This is a genomic window from Neorhizobium sp. DAR64862/K0K3 (genome assembly GCF_050500185.1).
Lineage (GTDB): Bacteria > Pseudomonadota > Alphaproteobacteria > Rhizobiales > Rhizobiaceae > Neorhizobium > Neorhizobium soli.
On the sequence record NZ_CP191449.1, the window covers coordinates 2,260,691 to 2,284,518 of the forward strand.

General features: G+C 61.6%; 21 protein-coding genes. 14 read left to right on the forward strand and 7 right to left on the reverse strand.

Annotated elements, in window-relative coordinates:
- Positions 1-46: 46 nt before the first annotated feature.
- The 5 genes from ACQY1L_RS11100 to coxB form a co-directional block, all read right to left on the reverse strand.
- Positions 47-691 (reverse strand): cytochrome c oxidase assembly protein, encoded by a 645-nt coding sequence (locus ACQY1L_RS11100; RefSeq protein WP_430240898.1) that lies wholly within the window; start codon positions 689-691, stop codon positions 47-49.
- Between the two features lie 25 nt (positions 692-716).
- Positions 717-857: a hypothetical protein gene (locus ACQY1L_RS11105; RefSeq protein ID WP_430244047.1), complete on the reverse strand. Its 141-nt coding sequence runs from the start codon at positions 855-857 to the stop codon at positions 717-719.
- Positions 854-1,810 (reverse strand): heme o synthase, encoded by a 957-nt coding sequence (gene cyoE / locus ACQY1L_RS11110; RefSeq protein ID WP_062579437.1) that lies wholly within the window; start codon positions 1,808-1,810, stop codon positions 854-856. Before cyoE ends, ACQY1L_RS11105 begins: the two co-directional genes overlap by 4 nt.
- Before the next feature lie 72 nt (positions 1,811-1,882).
- The gene (gene ctaD, locus ACQY1L_RS11115) at positions 1,883-3,619 is read right to left on the reverse strand and encodes a cytochrome c oxidase subunit I (RefSeq protein WP_430240899.1); all 1,737 of its coding nucleotides are present in this window, start codon (positions 3,617-3,619) and stop codon (positions 1,883-1,885) included.
- Positions 3,620-3,636: 17 nt separating this feature from the next.
- Complete coding sequence (gene coxB, locus ACQY1L_RS11120; RefSeq protein ID WP_062579433.1) at positions 3,637-4,521, reverse strand: cytochrome c oxidase subunit II; 885 nt, start codon at positions 4,519-4,521, stop codon at positions 3,637-3,639.
- Positions 4,522-4,847: 326 nt separating this feature from the next.
- Between coxB and ACQY1L_RS11125 the strand changes: the two genes are divergently transcribed.
- The 5 genes from ACQY1L_RS11125 (at position 4,848) to ACQY1L_RS11145 (ending at position 9,492) form a co-directional block, all read left to right on the forward strand.
- On the forward strand, positions 4,848-5,519 hold the full coding sequence (locus ACQY1L_RS11125; protein ID WP_180215419.1) for an invasion associated locus B family protein: 672 nt from the start codon (positions 4,848-4,850) through the stop codon (positions 5,517-5,519).
- Between the two features lie 119 nt (positions 5,520-5,638).
- Entirely contained in the window at positions 5,639-7,054 is a 1,416-nt protein-coding gene (gene tldD / locus ACQY1L_RS11130) for a metalloprotease TldD (protein ID WP_192086928.1), read from the forward strand.
- Positions 7,051-7,491 carry a bleomycin resistance protein gene (locus ACQY1L_RS11135; RefSeq protein WP_430240900.1) on the forward strand — a complete coding sequence of 147 codons (441 nt, stop codon included), beginning with the start codon at positions 7,051-7,053 and terminating at the stop codon, positions 7,489-7,491. The genes tldD and ACQY1L_RS11135 overlap by 4 nt, the downstream gene beginning before the upstream one ends.
- Positions 7,492-7,567: 76 nt before the next feature.
- The gene (locus tag ACQY1L_RS11140) at positions 7,568-8,359 is read left to right on the forward strand and encodes a sulfite exporter TauE/SafE family protein (protein ID WP_430240901.1); all 792 of its coding nucleotides are present in this window, start codon (positions 7,568-7,570) and stop codon (positions 8,357-8,359) included.
- A gap of 92 nt (positions 8,360-8,451) precedes the next feature.
- Positions 8,452-9,492: a polysaccharide deacetylase family protein gene (locus ACQY1L_RS11145; RefSeq protein ID WP_430243919.1), complete on the forward strand. Its 1,041-nt coding sequence runs from the start codon at positions 8,452-8,454 to the stop codon at positions 9,490-9,492.
- Positions 9,493-9,513: 21 nt separating this feature from the next.
- Here ACQY1L_RS11145 and pdxH read toward each other — a convergent pair whose 3' ends face one another.
- Positions 9,514-10,134 carry a pyridoxamine 5'-phosphate oxidase gene (gene pdxH / locus ACQY1L_RS11150; protein WP_062579430.1) on the reverse strand — a complete coding sequence of 207 codons (621 nt, stop codon included), beginning with the start codon at positions 10,132-10,134 and terminating at the stop codon, positions 9,514-9,516.
- A 63-nt stretch (positions 10,135-10,197) separates the two neighbouring features.
- Between pdxH and ACQY1L_RS11155 the strand changes: the two genes are divergently transcribed.
- The 4 genes from ACQY1L_RS11155 (at position 10,198) to ACQY1L_RS11170 (ending at position 13,610) form a co-directional block, all read left to right on the forward strand.
- The gene (locus ACQY1L_RS11155; protein WP_430240902.1) at positions 10,198-10,650 is read left to right on the forward strand and encodes an RT0821/Lpp0805 family surface protein; all 453 of its coding nucleotides are present in this window, start codon (positions 10,198-10,200) and stop codon (positions 10,648-10,650) included.
- Between the two features lie 223 nt (positions 10,651-10,873).
- On the forward strand, positions 10,874-12,043 hold the full coding sequence (locus ACQY1L_RS11160) for a DnaJ C-terminal domain-containing protein (RefSeq protein ID WP_430240903.1): 1,170 nt from the start codon (positions 10,874-10,876) through the stop codon (positions 12,041-12,043).
- A 150-nt stretch (positions 12,044-12,193) separates the two neighbouring features.
- Entirely contained in the window at positions 12,194-13,012 is an 819-nt protein-coding gene (gene fabI, locus ACQY1L_RS11165) for an enoyl-ACP reductase FabI (RefSeq protein WP_062453638.1), read from the forward strand.
- Between the two features lie 7 nt (positions 13,013-13,019).
- Complete coding sequence (locus ACQY1L_RS11170; RefSeq protein WP_430240904.1) at positions 13,020-13,610, forward strand: histidine phosphatase family protein; 591 nt, start codon at positions 13,020-13,022, stop codon at positions 13,608-13,610.
- A gap of 24 nt (positions 13,611-13,634) precedes the next feature.
- Here the strand turns inward: ACQY1L_RS11170 and ACQY1L_RS11175 are convergent, their stop codons facing one another.
- Positions 13,635-13,895, reverse strand: coding sequence for a DUF1344 domain-containing protein (locus ACQY1L_RS11175; RefSeq protein WP_062453640.1), 261 nt, complete (start codon positions 13,893-13,895; stop codon positions 13,635-13,637).
- Positions 13,896-14,192: 297 nt separating this feature from the next.
- Between ACQY1L_RS11175 and ACQY1L_RS11180 the strand changes: the two genes are divergently transcribed.
- From ACQY1L_RS11180 to ACQY1L_RS11200, 5 genes are all read left to right on the forward strand, one after another.
- Positions 14,193-17,336, forward strand: a complete 3,144-nt coding sequence (locus ACQY1L_RS11180; protein ID WP_430240905.1) for a putative bifunctional diguanylate cyclase/phosphodiesterase — start codon at positions 14,193-14,195, stop codon at positions 17,334-17,336.
- A 159-nt stretch (positions 17,337-17,495) separates the two neighbouring features.
- Positions 17,496-18,593: a chorismate synthase gene (gene aroC, locus ACQY1L_RS11185; protein WP_430240906.1), complete on the forward strand. Its 1,098-nt coding sequence runs from the start codon at positions 17,496-17,498 to the stop codon at positions 18,591-18,593.
- Positions 18,594-18,603: 10 nt separating this feature from the next.
- Complete coding sequence (ribB, locus tag ACQY1L_RS11190) at positions 18,604-19,704, forward strand: 3,4-dihydroxy-2-butanone-4-phosphate synthase (protein ID WP_062453643.1); 1,101 nt, start codon at positions 18,604-18,606, stop codon at positions 19,702-19,704.
- A gap of 225 nt (positions 19,705-19,929) precedes the next feature.
- Positions 19,930-20,421 carry a cupin gene (locus ACQY1L_RS11195; RefSeq protein WP_113166773.1) on the forward strand — a complete coding sequence of 164 codons (492 nt, stop codon included), beginning with the start codon at positions 19,930-19,932 and terminating at the stop codon, positions 20,419-20,421.
- A 133-nt stretch (positions 20,422-20,554) separates the two neighbouring features.
- Positions 20,555-23,809, forward strand: a complete 3,255-nt coding sequence (locus tag ACQY1L_RS11200; RefSeq protein ID WP_430240907.1) for a maltotransferase domain-containing protein — start codon at positions 20,555-20,557, stop codon at positions 23,807-23,809.
- Positions 23,810-23,828: the final 19 nt, after the last annotated feature.

The window sequence follows — 23,828 nt, forward strand, 5'->3', positions numbered from 1 at the left end:
AGGTGCTTACCGCAAGTGTTCCACCCGCCAAAAACGGCGGGCCATTTTAAAGCTTACTGCCCTTATCCTGCACTTCATTCCGCAAGGCCGCAACCGGCTTCGGCGGCGGTTCCTTGCCCGGATAGAAGGTGTAGGACAGGGTAATGGTCTTGATGTTCTTCGTCTCGTTCGCCTTGACGATCTCGGGATCGACGAAGAAGACGACCGGCATATCGATCGTCTGGCCCGGCTGCAGGGTCTGCTCGGTGAAGCAGAAGCACTGGACCTTGTTGAAATAGACCGCCGCCTCCATGGGGGTGACGTTGAAGACCGCGCTTCCAGTCGTCGCCACCGGCGAGCGGTTCTTCGCGGTAAAGGACACCTGCCCGGTCTCGCCGATCTTCAGTTCAACCGGTTTCGACGGCTTGAAATCCCAGTTCAGGCCGGGCGACACATTGGCGTCGAACGTGACCTTGATGGTCTTGTCGAGGATGGTATCGGAATATTGCTCGCTGCGCTGGGTGGTGCCGTTATAGCCGGTGACCTGACAGAAGAGGCGGTAGAGCGGCACGGACGCGTATGCTGCGCCGACCATGCAGGTGACGAACACAGCGCAGCCTGCAAAGATCGCGGCATTGCTGACGCGCTTTGCCTGACCATGGCCCGGCCGCTCGGCGTTGCCCTGACCGTTCCCGTGAACCCCTCCTCCCATGTGCCTCCTCCTCAAGCGTTCTGGGTCAGTTGCCGACGCCGCCGACTTTGACCAGCGTCATCACGTAGAAAAGGACGACCAGTCCGGCGAGGACCAGTCCCAGCGCCACATTTCTGTTGCGGCGGGACTTTTGCTGGGCGTCGTTGAGCTTGACGGTGTCAATCATAGAAGGCTTCCGATCAGGGTCGCCACACCGGCTGCCGCGTGGTCGGCAAGCAGCGCGGAAAAGATGATGAAGAGATAAAAGATCGAGTAACCGAACATCTTGCGGGCCGGCACCATCCGCTCGTCGCCTTCAGGCATGCGCAGGACTGAGATGGAACAGGCAATGAAGATGAGCCCCAGCACGCCGGCAAATAGGCCGTAGCCGATGCTGGCAAGGCCGGTGAAGCTGGGTGCGACGCCGAGAACAGCCGTCAGAACCGCATAGGCGAACATCTGGATTTTGGTGGAACGCTCGCCGGCGACGTTCGGCATCATCGGCACGCCGACCGAGCCGTAATCGCGCATCTTGTAGAGCGCCAGCGCCCAGAAGTGGGCAGGCGTCCAGAGGAAGATGATGAGGAAGAGAATGACGCTGTCGAGCGAGATGCCGCCGGTGACGCAGGCCCAACCGATCATGGGCGGGAAGGCGCCGGAGGCACCGCCGATGACGATGTTCTGCGGCGTCGAGCGCTTCAGCCACATCGTATAGACGACGGCGTAGAAGAAGATGGTGAAGGCGAGCAGGCCGGCGGCCAGCCAGTTGACGGCAAGGCCGAGGATCGCCACCGAAAACACCGACAGCGTGAGGCCGAAGGCAAGCGCCTCGCTCGGCCGCACGCGACCGTCAGGAATGGGGCGCTTGGCCGTGCGGGTCATGACGGCATCGATATCCGCGTCGTACCACATGTTGAGCGCGCCGGACGCACCGGCGCCAACGGCGATACAGAGAACCGAAATTGCAGCGAGAACCGGATTGAGCGTGCCGGGCGCCAGAACGAGACCTGCGAACGCCGTGAAGACGACGAGCGACATGACCCGCGGCTTCAGAAGTTCGAAGAAATCGCGCGCGCCCGCTTCAGACAGGAACAGGCCTGCGTCATTGCCGAGAGCGTCGCGATCATCGATAACTGTCATGAGACCTAAAAACCTTGCAATTTCACGGGACAGCGCGTGTTACACGCGATGTCCCTTGTTTGGAACGCTGCCTTAGCGGATGCGCGGCAGCTGTTCCCACTGGTGGTAAGGCGGCGGTGAAGACAGCTGCCACTCGAGCGTCGTTGCACCTTCACCCCATGGATTGTCGCCGGCAACACGCTTCTTGGCGAAGGCTTCCCAGACGCCGAAGAGGAAGACCAGAACACCCGCGAAGGAGATGTAGGAACCGATCGAGGAGATGTAGTTCCAGCCCACGAAGGCATCCGGATAATCGATATAGCGGCGCGGCATGCCGGCGAGGCCTAGGAAATGCTGCGGGAAGAACACCAGGTTCACGCCCACGAACATCACCCAGAAATGCAGGTGTGCCACCTTCTCGCTATACATGTAGCCGAACATTTTCGGGAACCAGTAATACCAGCCGGCAAAGATTGCAAATACCGCGCCGAGCGACAGCACGTAGTGGAAGTGAGCCACCACGTAATAGGTGTCGTGCAGCGACCGGTCGAGGCCGGCATTGGCGAGCTGGACGCCGGTGACGCCGCCCACGGTAAACAGGAAGATAAAGCCGATCGCCCAGACCATCGGCGCCTTGAAGGTGATCGAGCCACCCCACATCGTCGCGATCCAGGAGAAGATCTTGATGCCGGTCGGCACCGCGATCACCATCGTTGCGAAGACGAAGTAGCGCTGCGCATCGAGCGACAGGCCGACCGTGTACATGTGGTGGGCCCAGACGATGAAGCCGACCGCGCCGATCGCCACCATCGCATAGGCCATTCCGAGATAGCCGAAGACCGGCTTTTTCGAGAAGGTCGAGATGATGTGGCTGACGATGCCGAAGCCGGGCAGGATCAGGATGTAGACCTCCGGATGACCGAAGAACCAGAACAGGTGCTGGTAAAGGATCGGATCGCCGCCGCCTTCAGGCGAGAAGAACGTGGTTCCGAAATTGCGGTCGGTCAGCGCCATGGTGATGGCACCGGCAAGAACCGGCAGCGACAGAAGCAGCAGGAAGGCAGTGACCAGAACCGCCCAGGCAAACAGCGGCATCTTGTGCAGTGTCATGCCCGGAGCGCGCATGTTGAGAATGGTGGTGATGAAGTTGATCGCGCCGAGGATCGACGAGGCACCTGCAACGTGGAGCGCAAGGATCGCCAGATCGACGGCCGGACCCGGATGGCCCGAGGTCGACAGCGGCGGATACATCGTCCAGCCGCCGCCCGCGCCATAGGCACCGGATGGTCCCTCGACGAACATCGACAGCATCAGAAGCAGGAATGCCGGAATGATCAGCCAGAAGGAGATGTTGTTCAGACGCGGGAAGGCCATATCCGGCGCGCCGATCATGATCGGCACCATCCAGTTGGCAAACCCGCCGATCATCGCCGGCATGACCATGAAGAAGATCATGATCAGCGCGTGCGCGGTGGTGAACACATTGTACATGTGCTTGCCGCCATCGATCGCGGCATCGCCCTCAAAACCGTAGACCATGGCCGCCAGACCGTGGAAGATCTGGATGCCCGGTTCCTGCAGCTCCATGCGCATCGCAACCGACAGAAGGCCGCCGAGGACGCCCGCCATGATCGCGAAGATCAGATAGAGCGTACCGATATCCTTGTGGTTGGTCGAAAACAGCCAGCGGGCGGCAAAGCCCGGTGTGTGGGAATGATGATCGCCATGCGCATGCGCATCGTCGTGAGACGCGCGGGCATGGGCATCATGAGCATGGTCGTCATGGGCGTGAGCGCCATGGGGATCCGTATGAGTGGTACGTCCGGCCATTATCGTCAGCCTCCTGATTACTTCGCAGCGACGGCAATGCCGTCAGCGGGCTTGGCCGTGCCGGCATCGGCGACCAGTCCCTTATAGGCACCGGGAAGGTCGCTGGCGGCCTGGGCAAGCCAGGTGTTGTACTTTTCCTCGGAGACGACGTGGATGGCGATCGGCATATAGGCGTGATCCTTGCCGCAAAGCTCGGAACACTGGCCGTAGTACATCCCCTCGCGATCGGCCTTGAACCAGGTCTCGTTGAGACGGCCGGGAACAGCATCGATCTTGACGCCGAAGGCCGGCATGGCGAAGGCGTGGATCACGTCGGACGGCGCTGCCGTCACCAGCATGCGTACCGTCTTGCCGACCGGAATGATCATTTCGTTGTCGACGGCAAGCAGCCGCGGATAGCGATCGATATCGGTCTTGCCGGCGGCAGCGCGATCCGGATCCTTCAGCATGTAGCTGTCGAAGGCGACGGGCGTTTCGCCGGAACCCTCATATTCGTAGTTCCACTGCCACTGGGTGGCGGTGGCCTTGACCGTCATGTCCGCATCCGGAATTTCCAGCTGTGCGTTCAGAAGGTTGAAGGACGGGATGGCGAGGAAGAACAGGATCAGCACCGGCGCCACGGTCCAGACGATCTCGATGACCGTGTTGTGGCTGGTGCGCGAAGCAACCGGATTGCGGCTGGCGCGGAACTTGACCGCAACCATGATCAGCAGCACCAGAACGAGCAATGTCACCGGCACGATGAACCAGAGCGTATAGTGCTCGAACCAGCGAATTTGGTGCATGATCGGTGACGCGGGCGCCTGCAAATCCATCTGCCATGGCCTCGGCTGGTCCGCATGGGCCAGCGAAGCCGTGAAAAGACAGATAAGCGACGCCATTGCGGCGTAAGCTCTCAACATAACGATAAACCCTCTCTCCCATGCGCCCGAGTCCCGCGATCGAACGGCATGCGGAATTAAAGCGCCTCGTTTGGTTCAATCACAGTTTGCGGGTCGTCGCAATATCTGCGCGGCATTGCTCATGCGGCATTTTGAACCTATCGGCATGCGGCCGAGTGCCTGCGCCGTCAGGAACATGCGGCATTGCTTGACGAGATGGCGCCGCACGGTCGCAAACCTCTCAAGTCCCATTTTCGCCGTACTCGGCTGAAAAGAGAGCGAGGCCTTTCATTTCGGCGTAGGACCGCCAAGAATAGTCACACTGATTCGTCCGTTTAGAGGTCTACATGGGTCGTCCCTACCGCCTTCGCGCCTGCCTTGCCTTGATGCTTGCGGGGGCCGTCGCATTACCCGCACTCGCGCAGCAGCCGGGACCTCGGCCGACTCCCAATACCCCATCGGCACCGGCTCCTTCCGCGCCGGCTCCTGCCCCATCGGCCCCTGCCCCATCGACTGGTGCAGCACCGAAGACCGGGCAGAATGCACAGCAGGCGCCACAGAGCCCTGCCCCCGGTTCTCCGGCACAGCCCGGCAACGTGAAGGAAAACCACGGCGCCTGGTCGATCATCTGCGACAAGCCGGCCGGTGCCTCCGTCGAGCAGTGCGCGATGATGCAGAACGTGATCGCCGAAGATCGCCCGGAAGTCGGCCTGTCCGTCGTCGTCCTCAAGACCGCCGACCGCAAGGCGCGCATCCTGCGCATCCTTGCCCCGCTCGGCGTTCTCCTGAAGGACGGCATGGAGCTCTATGTCGACAGCAACAATATCGGCCGCGCCTATTTCACCCGCTGCTTCTCGGAAGGCTGCTATGTGGAAGTGGAAATCGACGACGAGCTGATGCGCATCCTTCGCGCCGGCAAGAACGCCGTGTTCGCGCTGCGCGAGTCCGCTGATCAGGACCGCGTCGGCATCCCGATCGAGCTCAACGGTTTTGGCCCCGGCTACGACGCGCTTCCGTAAAGACGCTTGTTTCGGCGGATTGCCGGAACTACATCGGGCTCCAGATATCTCGACTTGGGCGCACAGATCGTGCCCTTCGGTCCCGAATGCACTGACGTGCGCAAGCGGAGCATAGAACAATGAACACCGACCTGATCTCCCTCTTCGATTGCGACGAGACGAAGCTGCGCTCGATTCTGAGCCAGGCGCTGTCAGGCGCTGACGATGGCGAGCTCTATCTCGAGCATGCCCAGGCGGAATCGCTTTCCTTCGACAACGGTCGCCTGAAGGGTGGATCGTTCAACACCGATCAGGGTTTTGGCCTGCGTGCCGTTGCCGGCGAGGCTGTCGGGTATGCGCATGCGGGCGAGCTTTCGGCGTCCGCGCTTTCGCGTGCGTCGGATGCGGTTCGCGCCGTCACCGCCAACCATTCCGGCTCCTATGCCGCCGCACCCCAGCGCACAAATAAGAAATACTATGGCGACGAGAACCCGATCGGCTCTCCGAGCTTCGAGGCCAAGGCCAAGCTTCTGACCGAGATCGACGGTTATCTGCGCGCCAAGGATCCGAAGGTACGGCAGGTTTCGGCAAGCCTTGCTGCCAGCTGGCAGGTGGTCGACATTCTGCGCGCCGATGGACACCGGGTGCAGGACATCCGGCCGATGACGCGCATCAACATTTCGGTCGTCGTGGGTGACGGCGACCGCCAGGAATCGGGTTCGTTCGGCACCGGCGGCCGGATCGGCTTCGGCGATTTCGTCGCGACCGGCAACTGGCAGGCAGGCGCCGACGAGGCGCTTCGCCAGGCACTCGTCAATCTCGAGGCGATCGACGCACCGGCCGGCACGATGGATGTGGTGCTTGGCAATGGCTGGCCGGGCGTGATGCTGCACGAGGCTGTCGGCCACGGGCTGGAAGGCGATTTCAACCGCAAGAAGACATCCGCCTTTGCCGGCCTGATGGGCGAGATGGTGGCAGCCCCCGGCGTCACTGTCGTCGATGACGGCACGATCGACAACCGCCGCGGGTCGCTGACCGTCGACGACGAAGGCACGCCTTCGGCCTATAACGTCCTGATCGAGGACGGAAAGCTGGTTGGTTACATGCAGGACCGCCAGAATGCGCGGCTAATGGGTGTCGCACCAACCGGCAACGGCCGCCGCCAGGGCTATGCGCACATACCCATGCCGCGCATGACCAACACATTCATGCTGGGCGGCGACAAGTCCCCGCAAGAGATCATCGCATCGGTCAAGAAGGGCATCTATGCCGTCTCCTTCGGCGGCGGACAGGTGGATATCACCTCCGGCAAGTTCGTGTTCGGCTGCACCGAGGCCTACATGATCGAGAACGGCAAGATTGGCGCACCGGTCAAGGGTGCGATGCTGATCGGAAACGGTCCGGACGCGATGAAACGCATCTCGATGGTCGGCAACGACCTGAAGCTCGATACCGGTATCGGCAATTGCGGCAAGGGCGGCCAGTGGGTGCCAGTTGGCGTCGGCCAGCCGCATCTGCGGATGGATCAGGTCACGGTGGGCGGCACCAAGGCGTGACGCGGCACCGGTCCAACGCGCTGGTGCCTGAGCTTTCCGTCAGCGATTGGCGGAAAAGCTGCGATTTCTACTGCGAGCTGATCGGTTTCGATATCGTCTATGACCGTCCGGACGAAGGGTTTGCATTCCTGGCGCTTGGCCAGGCGCAACTGATGATCGACCAGATCGGCGTCGGCCGAGATTTTGCTCTGCCCGACGGGGCGTCCCCCGCCTATCCGTTCGGTCGCGGCTTGAACCTGCAGATCGAGGTTCCGTCGTCTGGAGCGATCCTGACGCGGCTGCAGGCAGCGGACGTGCCCCTTCAGCTCGAACCGGAAGATAAGTGGTATCGCCGCGGCGATCATGAGGTCGGCAATCGGCAGTTCATTGTTGCCGACCCTGATGGCTATCTGCTGCGGCTGTTTGAACATCTGGGAGAGCGGCCCCTGCCGCTCTGAACCCGTCGGCGTGACGGCTTGACACTTTCGGCCAAATCCCTGCAGTTGCCGGCTTTGTAACAGTGCAAGCCGATCCATGCCCTCCTCCACCCCCATTGCCGACATGTTCAGCCTCTGGCTTCCCGGCCATTCGCCGGGTGAACTCGCCTTCGTGTTCTCAGCCGCCATGATCGCCGGCCTTGCCCGCGGGTTCTCGGGATTTGGTGGCGCCCTGATCTTCGTCCCGCTGGCAGGCACGGCGATCGGTCCGAAACTCGCGGCGGCGCTGCTGCTGGTTATCGATGGCGTGATGACGCTCGGGATGGTGCCGGACGGCTGGCGAAGGGCAAACCGGCGCGAGGTGTTCACGATGATGATGGGTGCCGTCGTCGGCGTGCCCGTCGGTGCGGCGGCGCTGGCGCTGCTTCCCTCCGTCACCCTGCGCTGGATCATCTCGGTCGTCGTGTTGTGCCTTCTCGTGTTCCTGATCTCGGGCTGGCGCTACCACGGACGGCCTAAGGCGCCGCTGACCATCGGCGTCGGGGCGCTTGCCGGCCTGTTCGGCGGTGCGGCGCAGATGTCGGGACCACCGATCGTTGCCTACTGGCTTGGCGGCGCGACGGCACCGGGAGTCGTCAGGGCAAACCTCGTCCTCTATTTTGCGCTCGCCAGCGTCATCTCGTCCGTGTCGTATCTGATCGGCGGCATCCTGACGTTCGAGGTGCTGCTCATCGCGCTGATCGCAGGACCGGGCTACGGGATCGGGCTTTACGCGGGTTCACGGCTGTTCGGGCGTGCGAGCGAGGCGACGTTCCGGCGTATCTGCTTTTGCCTGATCGCATCCGCCGCCCTGATCGGCCTGCCGCTGTTTGACGGCATGATTCGCTAAAACAGGTCTTCAGCAACGCTTAACGGCTGACACGGTAGGTTGCATCTCGGGGTTGAACGGGCGTGGCGACGATGGTGAATTTGAAAGCAAAGTTGCCGGCGGCATGGATCCGTGGCCTGAAACGTCAGGTCACGACGACAGGTCTAGAGGCGTCGGCAGCACTCGCGCGGGCCGGCATGCTGGCAGGTGCGCGCGGTCGTGGTTCTATCTTCACGCTTCATCACGTGCGCCCCAAACAATCGCTCGCGTTCCAGCCGAGCGGTCATCTGGAGGTTACCCCGGAATTCCTGGCCGATGCGATCGAACGGCTCTCGGCGGATGGATATGCGTTCGTGCCGCTGGACGAAGTGCCGGAGCGGCTTGCCAATCCAACCGGCCAGCCGTTTGCAGCCTTCACGCTTGACGATGGCTATCGCAACAACGCCGAACATGCGCTGCCGGTATTCGAGAAATACGGCGTGCCATTCACCGTTTTCGTCGCCCGCGGCTTTGCGGAGCGGACCCATTCGATGTGGTGGGAGACAATGGCGGACCTGATCGGTCGCGAGCGGGAGCTGAGTTTCGATTTCGGCAATGGACCCGAGCGGATCGAGCTCGGCTGTGAAGAGCAGAAGTTCGACGCCTTCGACCGGTTTGCCGATCTCGTGTTTCGCGATGACGAGGCAAGTGCCGTCTCAAGGATGGATGAGCTTGTGCGGAGCCATGGCATCGATCCGTTGCAGATGACCGCCGAGCTGACGATGGACCCTGCGCAGTTGCGCGAGCTTTCGCGGCACAGGCTGGCAACGCTTGGCGCCCACACGATCAGCCACCGCGCCGTTGGACGGTTATCGGAGGCGCAAGCGCGGGCCGAGATGGCTGGTTCGGCCGACTATGTGGAGGCACTGACGGGCATACGGCCGACCACGATCGCCTATCCCTACGGCACGCGGCAGGCGGTGGGCGAGCGCGACTACCGCATCGCCCGCGACCTCGGCTTTTCGGTCGCCGTCACGACCCAGCCGGGCACGATCTGCGGGAAATGGCTGACCCGGCTGACGGGTCTGCCGCGGATTTCGCTGAACGGCCATTACCAGCGGGCGCGCTATGTGTCGGCGCTCGCCTCGGGCATTCCCTTCAAGCTTGCGCGCTAGGCGCAAGCTCTGATCGGTCGCTCACGGATACATCCGCACCTTTTCCCAGGCACCGTCTGGCGTATCGCGGCGGAATTCGATCCGGTCATGCAGGCGGAACGGTCGATCGTGCCAGAACTCGATCGACACGGGACGGATGCGGAAACCGGACCAGTGCGGTGGCCGCGGTATCTCGCCGATCGCAAATTTCGCGGTGTATTCGGCCACGGATTTTTCCAGCGCGAAACGGCCTTCGAGCGGCCGTGACTGTTTCGAGGCCCAGGCGCCGATTCGGCTTCCGCGTGGCCGCGTTGCATAATAGGCATCCGCTTCGGCATCGCTGACGATCTCGACGGGGCCGCGCAGACGCACCTGACGTCTCTGCGACTTCCAGTGAAAGACCATCGCAGCCTTTTTCTGGCCGAGAATTTCCTCGCCCTTCTGGCTTTCGAAATTCGTATAGAATACAAACCCGTCCTCGTCGTAGCCCTTCAGCAGGACCATTCGGACATTGGGAAGCCCATGTTCATCGACGGTCGCAAGCGCGACGGCGTTCGGATCGTTGATCTCACTGGATTCGGCATCCTTCAACCACGACCCAAATAAGGTGAAGGGTTCACTTTCCTGCGTGAAGTCACCGCTTGTTAACCCGTTTTCCGACATATTGACTAAAGTGCTCCCGATCTGATGAACATGCCCGAGACACTTGGCCGGACAGGATGCAAGGTGATTGTGATAGCAAATTCGATGTGCCGTACAAAGAGCCTGAATGGCGCCAGCCTGCGAATCATCGCGATCGTCGCACTGTGCTGTTCGCTTGGCAGCTGCACCAGCATGGATGTGTTCGGCGGCGCGGACAAGGTCGATCGTAGTATCTCGACGAGCAGCATTCCCAGCAAGCCAAAAGCGGGTGATCCGCAATCGGACGAAGCCACCGTGCGCAATGCCGTGACCTCGGCCGATCTCGCCAAGGTGGGTGCGAACCCCCTTCCCTGGGCAAATTCGGCGACCGGCAGTGCCGGTGTCGTCTCCTCGATCCACGAGGACCGGAGCGCCGGCCTACTCTGCCGCGCCTTCACCACCAGCCGCCATTCCTATGAGGGAATATCGCTGTTCTCCGGTCAGGCATGCCGGACCGAAACGGGCGACTGGTCGCTCACGGCATTTGATCGCCAGTAATGTTAAGGCCAGCACTGTGCGGTAAACGTTTTGTTTACCGTAACATGCATCGACCTTCTCTCCGTAACCTCTGATTCAGCAATTCCTCCATACGGTTACTGCCTGTGATCCGGCCAGCCTCGGGGCATGAGGAACCGAAGGCTGCCGCGAGAGTTGTTGAGTTACGGGGGGTCCGGGATTGGATACGCGACCCGCCGCCCCAAGCTTTACGGGTGGTTTCAAAATGCGCGATCCCTACTCTATTCTCGGCGTCAATCGGAGCGCCAACGCTGACGAGATCAAATCGGCGTGGCGTTCGAAGGCAAAGACCATACATCCCGATCAGAACCAGGACGACCCCGACGCCGGCGAGCGATTCGCCGAAATGGGCCAGGCCTATGAAGTGCTGAAGGATCCCGAGCGGCGCAAGCGCTACGACCGCGCATCCGCTCTTCAACAGACATTCATGCAGCAGCGCCAGGCAGCCCGCGAAGCGGAAATGCGTGCCAAGGCTTCCCGCGAGCGCGCGGCAAAAGTGATGGAAGAGCTTGCCCGTGCCAGCGCCAAGCGGGCGCAGGCCGAAGTGCTTCAATCCCAGGCGCAGCAGCAACAACAAAACGGCAAGGCCCGTGGCGATGCTCCGCCGGAACCGGCCGAAGACATGGTCGAGCGTATCTTCGGCGTCTCGCCAGACGGTCAGACCGCCGACTCCGGACAGAAGAAAACCGCAGACGAGGCGTCGAGCGCGCAGGCCGCTCGTCCATCGTCGAAAAGCGAAGCGACAGGAGCCGATGCAGCGGATGAGGGACCCGGCAGCCGCCCGGCCCCGCCGACCACCGGCATGGGTTCCGGTCTTCTCAACACGCTGCTGCGGCGCATCCGCGGTGAAACCGTGACCGTTCTCGAAACGGCGCCGGATCTTCTGGCCGAAGCCGTCGTGACGATCGAAGACCTTCTCAACAGGGGTTCCGTCATCGTGCATTCCAGCGACGATCGTGACGTGCGCGTTTCGCTTTCCGCGGGCATGACCGAGGGTCATGTTGTGCGGCTGAAGGGCCAGGGGCTGAAGCTTCCCGGGATGAAGCAGGGAGACCTCGTGGTGACGCTGAAAGTGGCGAAACACGCGGATTTCCGGGTGAGCGGTTTCGATATCCACACCATTTTGCCGATCTCCCTCGAAGACGCCGTTCTCGGCGCCGAGCCGATGCTGAAGACGCCTGAAGGCGAGCAGACGATCGCGGTTCCCGCATGGTCGGGGTCCGATCAGGCAATCCGGCTGGAAGGCATGGGGCTCTACAACGATGCAGGCGGCCGCGGCGATCTGGTGGCGGAACTGCGCATTGTGCTTCTCGAAAAGCCCGACCCGAAGGTGACCGATCTGATGCGCCACATGCGCCACGGGCTGTATCTGTAAGACATCGATCCCCAACCGGCTCCGGCGACAGCTGAAACGTTGGCCTCCCCTTTCGCCAAAGAGTGGGCGTATGAGTTGGTATCCGCAAGCTTGAACCCTTGCCCTGCCTATGTCATAGGCAAGGCCAAATCGAGTTTCCAGGGGATATTCATGGTTCAGGCTTCCGGCCTCATGTCAGGCAAACGCGGCGTCGTCATGGGTGTCGCCAACAATCGCTCCATCGCATGGGGCATTGCCAAGGCCATTCACGATCAGGGTGGCGAAGTTGCTCTGACCTACCAAGGCGACGCCCTGAAGAAGCGGGTCGAACCGCTCGCAGCCGAAATCAACGCTTTCATGGCCGGCCACTGCGATGTGAGCGACGAGTCGACCATCGATGAGGTGTTCGCCAATATCGAGAAGAAGTGGGGCAAGATCGACTTCTTCGTGCATGCGATCGGCTTCTCCGACAAGGATGAGCTGACCGGCCGTTACGTCGATACGACGCCTGACAACTTCGCCAAGACGATGCAGATCTCGGTCTACTCCTTCACGTCGGCCGCACGCCGCGCCGAAAAGCTGATGACGGACGGCGGCGCCATGCTGACGCTGACCTATTACGGTGCCGAAAAGGTGATGCCGAACTATAACGTCATGGGCGTTGCCAAGGCTGCACTTGAAGCCAGCGTCAAATACCTGGCCGTTGACCTCGGACCGAAGAATATCCGCGTCAACGCGATCTCGGCCGGCCCGATCAAGACGCTTGCTGCGTCCGGTATCGGCGACTTCCGCTATATCCTCAAATGGAACGAGTATAACGCACCGCTGCGCCGCACGGTCACGATCGAGGAAGTGGGCGATGTCGGCCTTTATCTTCTGTCGAACCTGTCGCGCTCCGTCACCGGTGAAATCCACCATGCGGATAGCGGCTATCACGCCATCGGAATGAAGGCCGTCGACGCGCCTGACATTTCCGTCGTGAAGGACTGAGCGCCCCGTGCTTCTCTACGTCATCCGTCATGGCCAGACGGACTGGAACGCTGAAGGCCGGCTTCAGGGTCAGAAGGATATTCCTTTGAACGATACGGGCCGCCTTCAGGCGACCGGCAATGGTGAAGCGCTGAAAGACATACTCGGCGACGATGTCGGCAGTTTCGACTTCGTCTCAAGCCCGCTCTCGCGTACCCGCGAGACCATGGAGCGGCTGCGCCGGGCGATGGGGCTCGATCCCCTAGCCTACCGGACCGACGAGCGGCTGGTGGAAGTGTCATTCGGAGACTGGGAAGGCCAGACGCTGGCCGAAGTCAAAAAAATCGAGCCCGCGCTGCTGAAGGAAAGAAAGCGCCAGAAATGGAGCTTCATTCCGCCGGGCCAAACTGCCGAGAGCTACGAAATCCTGTCATGGCGCATCGGCGCCTGGATGCAGTCTCTGACCGGTCCGACCGTGGCGGTCGCCCATGGCGGCGTCATCAGGTCGATCTTTCGCCTGATCGGCGGCGTGGGAGAAGAAGAAGCATCGTCTATCGCCATCCATCAGGACCGTATCCTGAAAGTCGAGCCGCTCGACGGCCGGATGGAATGGCTGTAAGCCGCTGAGGCCCGGTTCCGGCCCTTACTGTACGATTTCGAGATCGTCCACGACGCGGTTGCCATCGACGACCGTGTAGAACACCAGAACCTTGACGCCTGCCTTCAGGCCCTCGAAGTTGAACTCTTCCGGCACCTTGTAGGTCTTGCCGTCGTCCAGCGTCAGGCTGAGCGACTTGGCGTCGATCGTCTTGATCGTCGCCTCGACGTCCACGCTCTGCGCCCAAGTGCTCAGCGGCGAGAAAACACCGGCGGTCGCAAGCAAGGCAGCAATGAGGATACGCATGATGAAGATCCCTGGAACAAACGGTCTGTACTAATTCGGTGCAAGATAGCCTGCCGATTGTGGCGAAAATTGCTCGCCAGCATGACATTTTCGCTACAAACAACAGTTTGATTATTAACCATATTCTTCCGAATTCAAGACGTCTCAAGACCAAATCGAACGTTTAGTGACCGCGTTTACCAACTATTTGCAATAAAACGCGGCTTCACAGCTCTAAGGCGGATGTGGAATGGGAAATTAACTGCGCCACAATACAGTTATACCCGGTCACAAGAGTTAACGAGAAGGTGTTCAGTTTTGGCGCTCTGGCGTTCCTCCATTACCGAAAGGTTTCGCCCTTTCAGCAGTGCATGCGCGCCTGCCGTCGCAGCCTTCCTCGTTTCGCTGACAGTTATCGTCACCGCGGTGGTCCTCGATCACCGATTCGTGCAGAAACATCGCGACGATATTCACGCCGCCACGACACGCGCGGCCGGCACGGCGGCCCGTCAGATCGCCTCGCGGCTGGAGCTTGATTTCGCGGTCGCCGATAGCCTGCGCAATGCGTTGATCGGTCAGGCAGGATACAAGCCCAACGATATGCAGACCTCTGCTCGTCAGGCACTCGCCGACCTGCCGCACCTTTCCGCAGTGATCGCGGCACCGGGATTCACACCAACGACCTTCTTCCGCCGCGACAGCTTGGCCGGTGAGACCGGTATCGATCTTGCTGGTCTTAAGGCGGATCTCGACCGGGCCGGCAACAAGGCGCGCCCAAGCGTGCTGACCGGATCGCAGACGGGCAGGCTTACCCTCATCATGCCGGTGCCTTCCGCCAGCGGACAGGAAGCCGGGCTCTGGGGCGCTCTGGTTCTCGTCCTCGATGTCGCCGATCTGCTTGATCCCGCGACACGCCCTCAGGTTGGCGACGCGGCACAAACGTCCGAGACGGTCTTCGACTGGCTCGATCTCGCGCTCGTCGACAACAGTCGAGCCGACCAGGCCGTGTTTTACGGCAATGAAGCGGTAAAGGGCGGCGATCCGGTCCGGTGGTCGATCACCGTCAAGGGTACGGACTGGCAGATCCTTGCGGCGCCGCGCGTCGGCTGGAATGCTTCGCCCGCCGGTCAGATGCGGTTCCGGTTGATCCTGGCGCTGGCATCGCTTGCGATCGTCTTGCCGGTGCTCATTGCGACCTCGCTGATTTCGGAACGCAACCGGCATATCGAGACGCTGCGGCTGCGCGAAAACAAGCTGTTTGCACTGTCGCGACGGTTCGGGCTTGCCATGGAAGCGTCGATGATGGGCATCTGGGAAGTGACTGATGAGGGTGTGCAGCTCTCCTGGGACGATCGCTCCGCCGCTCTCCACGCCAATCCGTCAGCCACCACCGGCAACAGGTTCGATGACTGGATGGCATCGATCGCGCCTGAGGACAGGGCTGTCGCGGAAGCGCATCTCTTTACAGTTCTCTGCACCGACAGCCCATCGACCGAGACCTATCGCCTGATCCTGCCCGGCGGCGACATCCGGCATCTTCGCTCCGCCGGCGCGAGGGTCCAGAACGAGCGCGGCATCCAGGCGACCGGCATCGTCTGGGACGTCACCGCCGACGTGACGATGGCACAGACCCTGCGCGACGCGAAAGACAATAGCGAGGTCAAGAATGCCGAGCTCGAACTGGCGCTCGACGAATTGTCGGACCGGGAGCAGGAACTGGAAGGTCTGTCGCGCAAGCTCGACCTCGCACTCGGTTCCTACGGATGCGGCGTCTGGGAATATGATCCGGCAACCGGCAGCGAGATATGGGACGCTCGCATGTGCCAGCTTTATGGCGTTGCCCCGATTGCCGGCCCCCTTCCCCACGACTTCTGGCTGTCTCTGCTGGTTCCGGAGGATCGCCAGAGTGCTCTTGACGCGGCAATGCGTTACCTTTCCGGCGACGTCGAGGAGGCTCTGATCGTTCGCGTGCCGCAATCTGACGGCAGCCTCCGCTATATCCGGTCCGTCGGTCAGCTGGTGATCGGTCGCGACGGTTCACGCAAGCTTATCGGGCTCGCCTTCGACGTGACCAAAGATGCGGTGATGACGACCGAGCTCAAGTCTGCGAAAGCGGAATCGGATGCTCGCAATGTCGAGCTTCAGATGGCCAAGACCCGCATCGAGCACAATGCGCTGCACGACCCGCTGACGATGCTTGGGAATCGCCGCAAACTGGACGTGGAACTCGACCACCTCTCGCGTGCAAGCCAGGTGGAGCGGCAGAAGTTCTTCATCCTCCATCTCGACCTCGACCGGTTCAAGCAGATCAACGACACGATGGGCCATGCCGCCGGTGACGCGATGCTGGTGCATTCATCCCGGATCCTGTCGCGCAACGTGCGTGACGAGGATATCGTTGCGCGGATCGGCGGCGACGAGTTCGTCATCCTGATGAACAATTCCGCATCCATCGAGGACGTGGCCGAGCTTTCGCAGCGGATCATCGCCGAGTTTCGTCAGCCCTTCGACTTCGACGGCTTTTCCTGCCGGTGCGGCGTTTCGATCGGCATTGCGCAGGCAACCGGTCTCAATGTCGATGCACGACGCACGCTGGTCAACGCCGACATCGCGCTCTACCGGGCCAAGGGCCTCGGCCGCAACCGTTTCGAATTCTTCACGCTCGACCTGCAGGAAGAGATCGTCAGCCACAAACGGACCGCCGACGAAGTGCTCTCGGCGATCGACAACGGCGAGTTCGTGACCTGGTACCAGCCGCAGTTTTGCGCCAGAACCGGTGAACTGACCGGGGCCGAGGCGCTGCTGCGCTGGAACCATCCGCATCACGGCATCCTCGCGCCAGCGCGGTTCCTGAGGATCGCGGAAGACCTCAACGTGTCGGCGGTGCTCGACCAGATCGTGCTTGAGACGGTGCTGAAGGACAAGATGCGGTGGACCGCGCTCGGCCTCAAGGTGCCGAAGGTCTCCGTCAACGTCTCGTCGAAGCGGCTGCATGACGAAAACCTGATCGCCAACCTCGAGTCGCTGTCCATCACACCCGGCGAGATCTGTTTCGAGCTGGTGGAGTCGATTTTCCTCGACGACGGCGACGTGTCGGTATCGGGCAATATCGAACGCATCAAGGGAATGGGCATCGACATCGAGATCGACGATTTCGGGACCGGCCATACCTCGATCGTCTCGCTGCTGAAGCTGAAACCGAAGCGGCTGAAGATCGACCGGCAGCTGGTGATGCCGATCCTCGAAGCGCCGCAGGAACGGACCATGGTTCGCTCGATCGTCGACATTGCCCGCTCGCTTGGCATCGACACGGTGGCGGAAGGTGTGGAGACGATGCAGCATGCGGAATTGCTGCGCGAACTCGGCTGCGACCTTCTGCAGGGCTATGCCTTTGCCAAGGCCCTGCCCTTTGACGAATTCGTTGAGGCGGCCAGAGCCGACTGGCTCAAACAGGCGGCATGAATGGCACCGAATGGCCGGCCGTGCATCCATGTCCGGGATCGACAGCCCGATATGGGGCAAGAAGGGCTTGTCGCCCGCCGACCTTTTCCATAAGACATCCGCGTCAAAGTTTGACGTCCAAGATTGACGGAGGCGGCCCCTCCGAAGCCGGTTAGTGAAATGTCGCACAATACTTTCGGTCATCTTTTCCGTGTCACGACCTGGGGCGAAAGCCACGGGCCGGCGCTCGGCTGTGTCGTGGACGGATGCCCTCCCGGCCTGCGCTTCACGCTTGCCGAAATCCAGGCCTGGATGGACAAGCGCAAGCCCGGACAGTCGCGTTTCGTGACCCAGAGGCGCGAGGACGATATCGTCAAGATCCTCTCCGGCGTGATGATGGATGCCGACGGCGAGACGATGATCTCGACCGGCACCCCGATCTCCATGCTGATCGAGAATACCGACCAGCGCTCCAAGGACTACGGCGAGATCGCCCGCAGCTATCGCCCCGGCCATGCGGATTTTGCCTACGATCTCAAATACGGAATTCGAGATTACCGCGGTGGCGGCCGCTCATCGGCCCGCGAGACGGCAGCGCGTGTGGCGGCCGGCGCGATTGCCCGCAAGGTCGTGCCGGGAATGACCGTGCGCGCAGCCCTGGTGCAGATCGGCAAGCACAAGATCAACCGGGACAACTGGGACTGGGGCCAGGTCAACGAGAACCCGTTCTTCTGCCCCGATCCTGAGATGGTGCCTGTCTGGGAAACCTATCTCGACGGCATCCGCAAGGCCGGATCGTCGATCGGTGCGATCGTCGAGGTGGTGGCGGAGGGCGTTCCCGCAGGGCTTGGCGCACCGATCTATGCCAAGCTCGACCAGGAAATTGCTTCCGGCCTGATGTCGATCAATGCCGTGAAGGCCGTCGAGATCGGCGATGGTTTTGCCGCCGCCGAGCTTTCCGGCGAGGACAATGCCGACCAGATGCGGATGGGCAACGATGGCCAGCCTATCTTCCTCTCCAATCATGCCGGCGGCATCCTCGGGGGCATTTCGACCGGCCAGCCGATCATTGCCCGCTTCGCTATCAAGCCGACCTCGTCGATCCTGAGCGAGCGCCAGTCGATCGACGCTGACGGCAACAATGTGGATGTGCGCACCAAGGGTCGCCACGATCCTTGCGTCGGCATCCGCGCCGTGCCGATCGGGGAGGCGATGATGGCCTGCACGATCGCCGACCATTTTCTCCGTGACCGGGGTCAGACCGGTAAAACCCGCTAGGAATCATCACATGCCCTACGATCAGAAGCGCGTCGTCGACGCCATCCGCGCCTTCGAAGCCGGCGAAATCGTCGTTGTTACCGATGACGACGGACGCGAAAACGAAGGCGATCTGATCGTCGCTGCGGTTCACTGCACGCCGGAAAAGATGGCCTTCATCGTGCGCCACACATCCGGTATCGTCTGCACGCCGATGCCGCGCAGCGAAGCCAAGCGCCTGAACCTCAACGCCATGGTGGCGGAAAACGACAGCGCGCATACGACCGCCTTCACCGTAACGGTGGATTTCAAGCACGGCACGACGACCGGGATCTCGGCCGACGACCGGACGCTGACGGTGCGCAACCTCGCCAACCCGAATGTCGGCCCGGCCGACTTCGTGCGTCCCGGCCACATCTTCCCGCTGATTGCCCGCGAAGGCGGCGTTCTGATGCGGTCCGGCCATACGGAAGCGGCCGTCGACCTGTGCAAGCTCGCCAACCTGCCGCCGATCGGCGTGATCTGCGAACTCGTCAACGACGACGGCACGGTGACGCGCGGTCCTCAGGTGACGGAGTTTGCGATCACCCATGGCCTGAAGCAGGTGTCCGTTGCCGATCTCATCGCCTATCGCCAGCGCAAGGAAACGTTGATCGAACTGCACGGCACGTTCGACATCGAGACCCCGAAGGGCAAGGCCAAGGCACACGCCTACTCCCTGCCCTGGGAGACGATGCAGCACGTCGCCATCGTGTTCGGCGACATCAGGGACGGCGTCGACATTCCGGTCCGCCTTCATCTGGAAGACGTGGCGCGCGATGTGTTCGGCGCGGCGCGCTCCGTGGACCGTTACATGGCAAAGATCGCCGACGAGGGTCGCGGCGTCATCATCTATCTGCGCGAGGGTTCGGTTGGCGTCGGTGCCAGCACGACGTCGCGCAAGGTCCGCTTCGGCGAGGAATCGCACGCGGAGGCCAAGGTCCGCGACAGCGAGTGGCTGGAAATCGGCCTCGGCGCCCAGATCCTGCGCGATCTCGGCGTGTCTTCGATCAAGCTTCTGACCAGAAGCGAACGTCATTACGTCGGCCTCGAAGGGTTCGGCATCCAGATCGCCGAGACCGTGATCTGCTGAACGGCCACTGAGCGGAGCGCGTTTCCGTGCTGACCTTTTGAAATAGAGGTTGTCGCGGGAACATCGCATTTGCGCACGGGTTCAGTCTCAGGACGTTGCTGGAAAATGCCGGCGACGTCCGACAGACGCAACCGTGCAAGGATCAAGTCCGTGACCCGAAGCCTGAACATCGTTCCGCCAGCCCTCGATCCCGCCGTCTCCGCTGGAAGGACGACCGTCGAGAGCATGACGTTTCCGCCGAGCGGCTTCGTGCCCAACCACCCCCACCTTCCGGCTCTGATCTACCGCAACGCCCTTACCATCGACCCTCTGGTCGGCGACCCCGCCAGCCTGTTCGAAGACCTTTTTGCGAAAAACGGCTGGCAGGGCATCTGGCGCGATGGCGTATTCGATTATCAGCACTACCACACGGGCGCCCACGAGGTCCTCGGCATCGCAAATGGTCGCGGCCTGCTGCTGATCGGCGGTCCGGATGGCACCGAAATCTCAGTCCATGGCGGCGATTGCATCGTGTTGCCGGCAGGCACCGGGCACATGCGGCTGGAAGCCAGCCGCGACTTCGTGGTTGTCGGCGCCTATCCGCCAGGACAGCGTGCGGATCTCCAGACCGGACCCGCGGATTCTGAGGGTCTCAGCCGAATTTCGAGCCTTCCCTTGCCGCAGACCGATCCGCTTCGTGGCCGCGACGGCCCCCTCCTTCGGCACTGGGTCCGTTAGGGTTCATTCATGTACATCTAATGCGTGCGCAAAAATCCGATAGGCACAATTTTATCGGAACAAGCACAGCAGCCTTGCAGTTACCCCGCTGATCGCCACCCGCTCTACGGCCCGGCAACCCAAGGCTATAAAGATGAACACGCGTCCTCAATTCGCCTCGTCCACCCCGCTTTCAAAGCTCCCGCCGCAAATCTACTACGTGCATCCTCTCATGCTCAAAGGCTTGCAGGATTGGCGCCAGGTTTTTGCCCATGCGAAGGATCTCGGCTTCGATACGGTCCTCAGTGCGCCGCTGTTTGCACGCGGCGCGGACACGAGCATTTTCGTCAGCGGAGACCTGGACAGGCTTGATCCGGCGCTGGGACTTGGGGAAAGCATCGACGATGGCGTGAAGGCACTGACAGGTGCCGCTAAAGAGCATGGCATCACGCTGATGCTCGACATTGCCGTCGATCGTATCGCCGATGCGTCAAACCAAGGCAGCGCCGTCGTATTCGACCCGCGTCGCTCGCCGCAGGAAAGCGGCAGCCGCACGATCGATATCACTCATGAAACGCAGCTGCTCGATGACTGGCGCCGCCGACTGGCGCGGCTGGCCGGGCTTGGCATCGCCGGCTTCCGCTGCATCGGCATTGGCAAGGTCGCGCCCGACGTCTGGAAGGACCTGATCGCTGCGGCCCGCAGTGCCGTCTCCGACACCATCTTCCTTGCCTGGACGCCGGGCACCAGTTTTGAAGATCGCGGGGCGCTCAAGGGCGTCGGCTTCGACGGCAGCTTTTCGTCCTTTGCCTGGTGGAACATGGAGGAACGCTGGATCCTCGACGAATACGAGGTGCAGCGCGAACTCGGCTACCAGATCACCTTTCCGGAAGCCCCGTTCGGCAAGCGAATGGCGCATGGTATTGACGGAACCGAAGTGTCGGAGCGCAGAGCGGTCCGGGCCCTGAAGCTTGCGTCGACCTTCGCCAGCGGCCTCATGGTGCCGATGGGCTTCGAATACGGCTCATCCATCCCACTTGACCCGCTGACCGGTGACGGAATGGGTCTGCGTGGGCTCAAGGACCAGGGCGTGTTCGACCTGTCGAGCGACATCCGAGCCATCAATGCCGCGCCGAACAAGACATCGGCCGGGTTTGGCCGCCAGCCGCTGAGGTTGATTTCCACCAGCCAGACTCAGGCTGTGGCGCTCTTGCAGACCGACCATGAGGATATCCGTGCGTCGTCGAAGATCCGCGTCGTGATGCTGAACCGCGATTTGCGCAGGGTTACCAAGGCTCCGTTCAACGTGCTGCGTGAAGCAGCCTCCCCTTTCCTGCCGCTGACGGCGCCGGGGAATGACGCCGACATTTTTGCGCCCGATCTCATGCTGAAGCCGGGCGAACTGCGCGTTTTCGAAGGCCATGCCTCGCAGCCGATCATCGAAGCTGTTGCGGTTTCCACCGCAGCAGAGGCGGCGGCCACGCCGCGGCTGGCGATCGAGAAGATCACGCCGTCGGTGGATGACGGCCGTTTCGTGGTAAAACGGGTGGTCGGCGAGACGGTCAAGGTCGAAGCCGACGTGTTCGGCGACGGGCACGATCCGCTGTCCGCATCCGTGATGTGGCGCGCGGCCGACGAGGACCAGTGGACCGAAGTGCCGATGACGCTTGTCACCAACGATCGTTGGGCGGCAGAATTTCCTCTGAAGCGGATGGGTCGCCACGAGTTTGCAATCGAGGCATGGAAGAACCCCTTTCAGATCTTCCGCTACGAATTCACCAAGAAGCACGAGGCGCGGCTCGATCTGCGGCTGGAGATCCAGGAAGGCATCAATCTGGTGCTTGATGCGCTGGATCATGCCACGGGTGACCTCAAGACCGAACTGAAGGTGCTGTTCGACAAGCTGACGGCGCAAGACGATCCGAAGCGGATCGAAACGCTACTGCTGGCCGACACGGCCGAGCTGATGGTGGAAGCCGACCGCCGCCCGCATCGGGTTCGCTCAACCTCGATCCCGGTCGATGCCGAGCGGACGGCCGCAGCGTTTGCGAGCTGGTTCCAGGTGTTCCCGCGCTCCCAGAGCGGCGATGCGAACCGTCACGGCACGTTCGACGACGTGATCGCACGGTTGCCGGCCATCCGGGAGATGGGCTTTGATGTCCTCTACTTCCCGCCGGTACATCCGATCGGTTCGACCAACCGCAAGGGAAAGAACAACACGCTGACGCCGGCCCCTGAAGATCCAGGCAGCCCATACGCGATCGGCTCGGAAGATGGCGGACATGACGCGATCCATCCGGAGCTCGGCACGTTCGAGGATTTCCGCCGGCTGGTCGATGCGGCCAAGGACCACGGGCTTGAGATTGCACTCGATCTCGCAATCCAGGCATCGCCCGATCACCCTTGGCTCAAGTCCAATCCCGGCTGGTTCGACTGGCGGCCTGACGGCACGATCCGCTATGCCGAAAACCCGCCGAAGAAATACGAAGACATCGTCAACGTCGATTTCTACGCGAAGGACGCAGTGCCGTCACTGTGGATCGAGTTGCGCGACGTCGTGCAGAAGTGGGTCGATAACGGCGTCAAGCTGTTCCGCGTCGACAATCCGCATACGAAGCCGTTTCCGTTCTGGGAATGGATGATCGCCGACATCCGCTCACGCCATCCGGACGTCGCCTTCCTGTCGGAAGCCTTTACCAAGCCGAAGGTGATGTACCGCCTCGCCAAGGTCGGGTTCTCGCAGTCCTACACCTACTTCACCTGGCGCAATGCCAAGTGGGAGCTCGAGCAGTATATGCGCGAGATCACCACAGAAGAGCCGAAGGAATTCTTCCGTCCGCACTTCTTCGTCAACACGCACGATATCAACCCGGATTTCCTGCAGAACGCACCGCGTCCGGCTTATCTGATCCGTGCGGCTCTGGCCGCGACGCTATCGGGCCTGTGGGGCGTCTATAACGGGTTCGAGCTTTGCGAGGGACGCCCGGACGCCAAGCGCAAGGAATACGCGGACTCCGAGAAATACGAGATCCGTGCCTGGGATTACGACCGTCCGGGTCACATCAAGGGCGAGATCGCGCTTCTCAACCGCATTCGCCGCGAAAACCCGGCGCTGCATTCGCATCTCGGTCTGCAGCTCCTGCCCGCCTGGAACGACAACATCATGTTCTTCGAAAAGGCCAGTGCCGGCCGCGAGAACGTGCTGCTGATCGCCGTCAATCTCGATCCGCACAATGCGCAGGAAGCGGATATCGAACTGCCGCTGTGGTCGTTCGGCATTCCGGATCACGGAACCCTCGACCTCGAAGACGTCATCGGCGGCGATCGCTTCTCATTGACCGGCAAGGTGCAACGCATCCGCCTCGACCCTCACTCCGGCCTGCCATTCTCCATCTGGCGCGTCCGTTAAAGACAAGAATGGGAGGAGA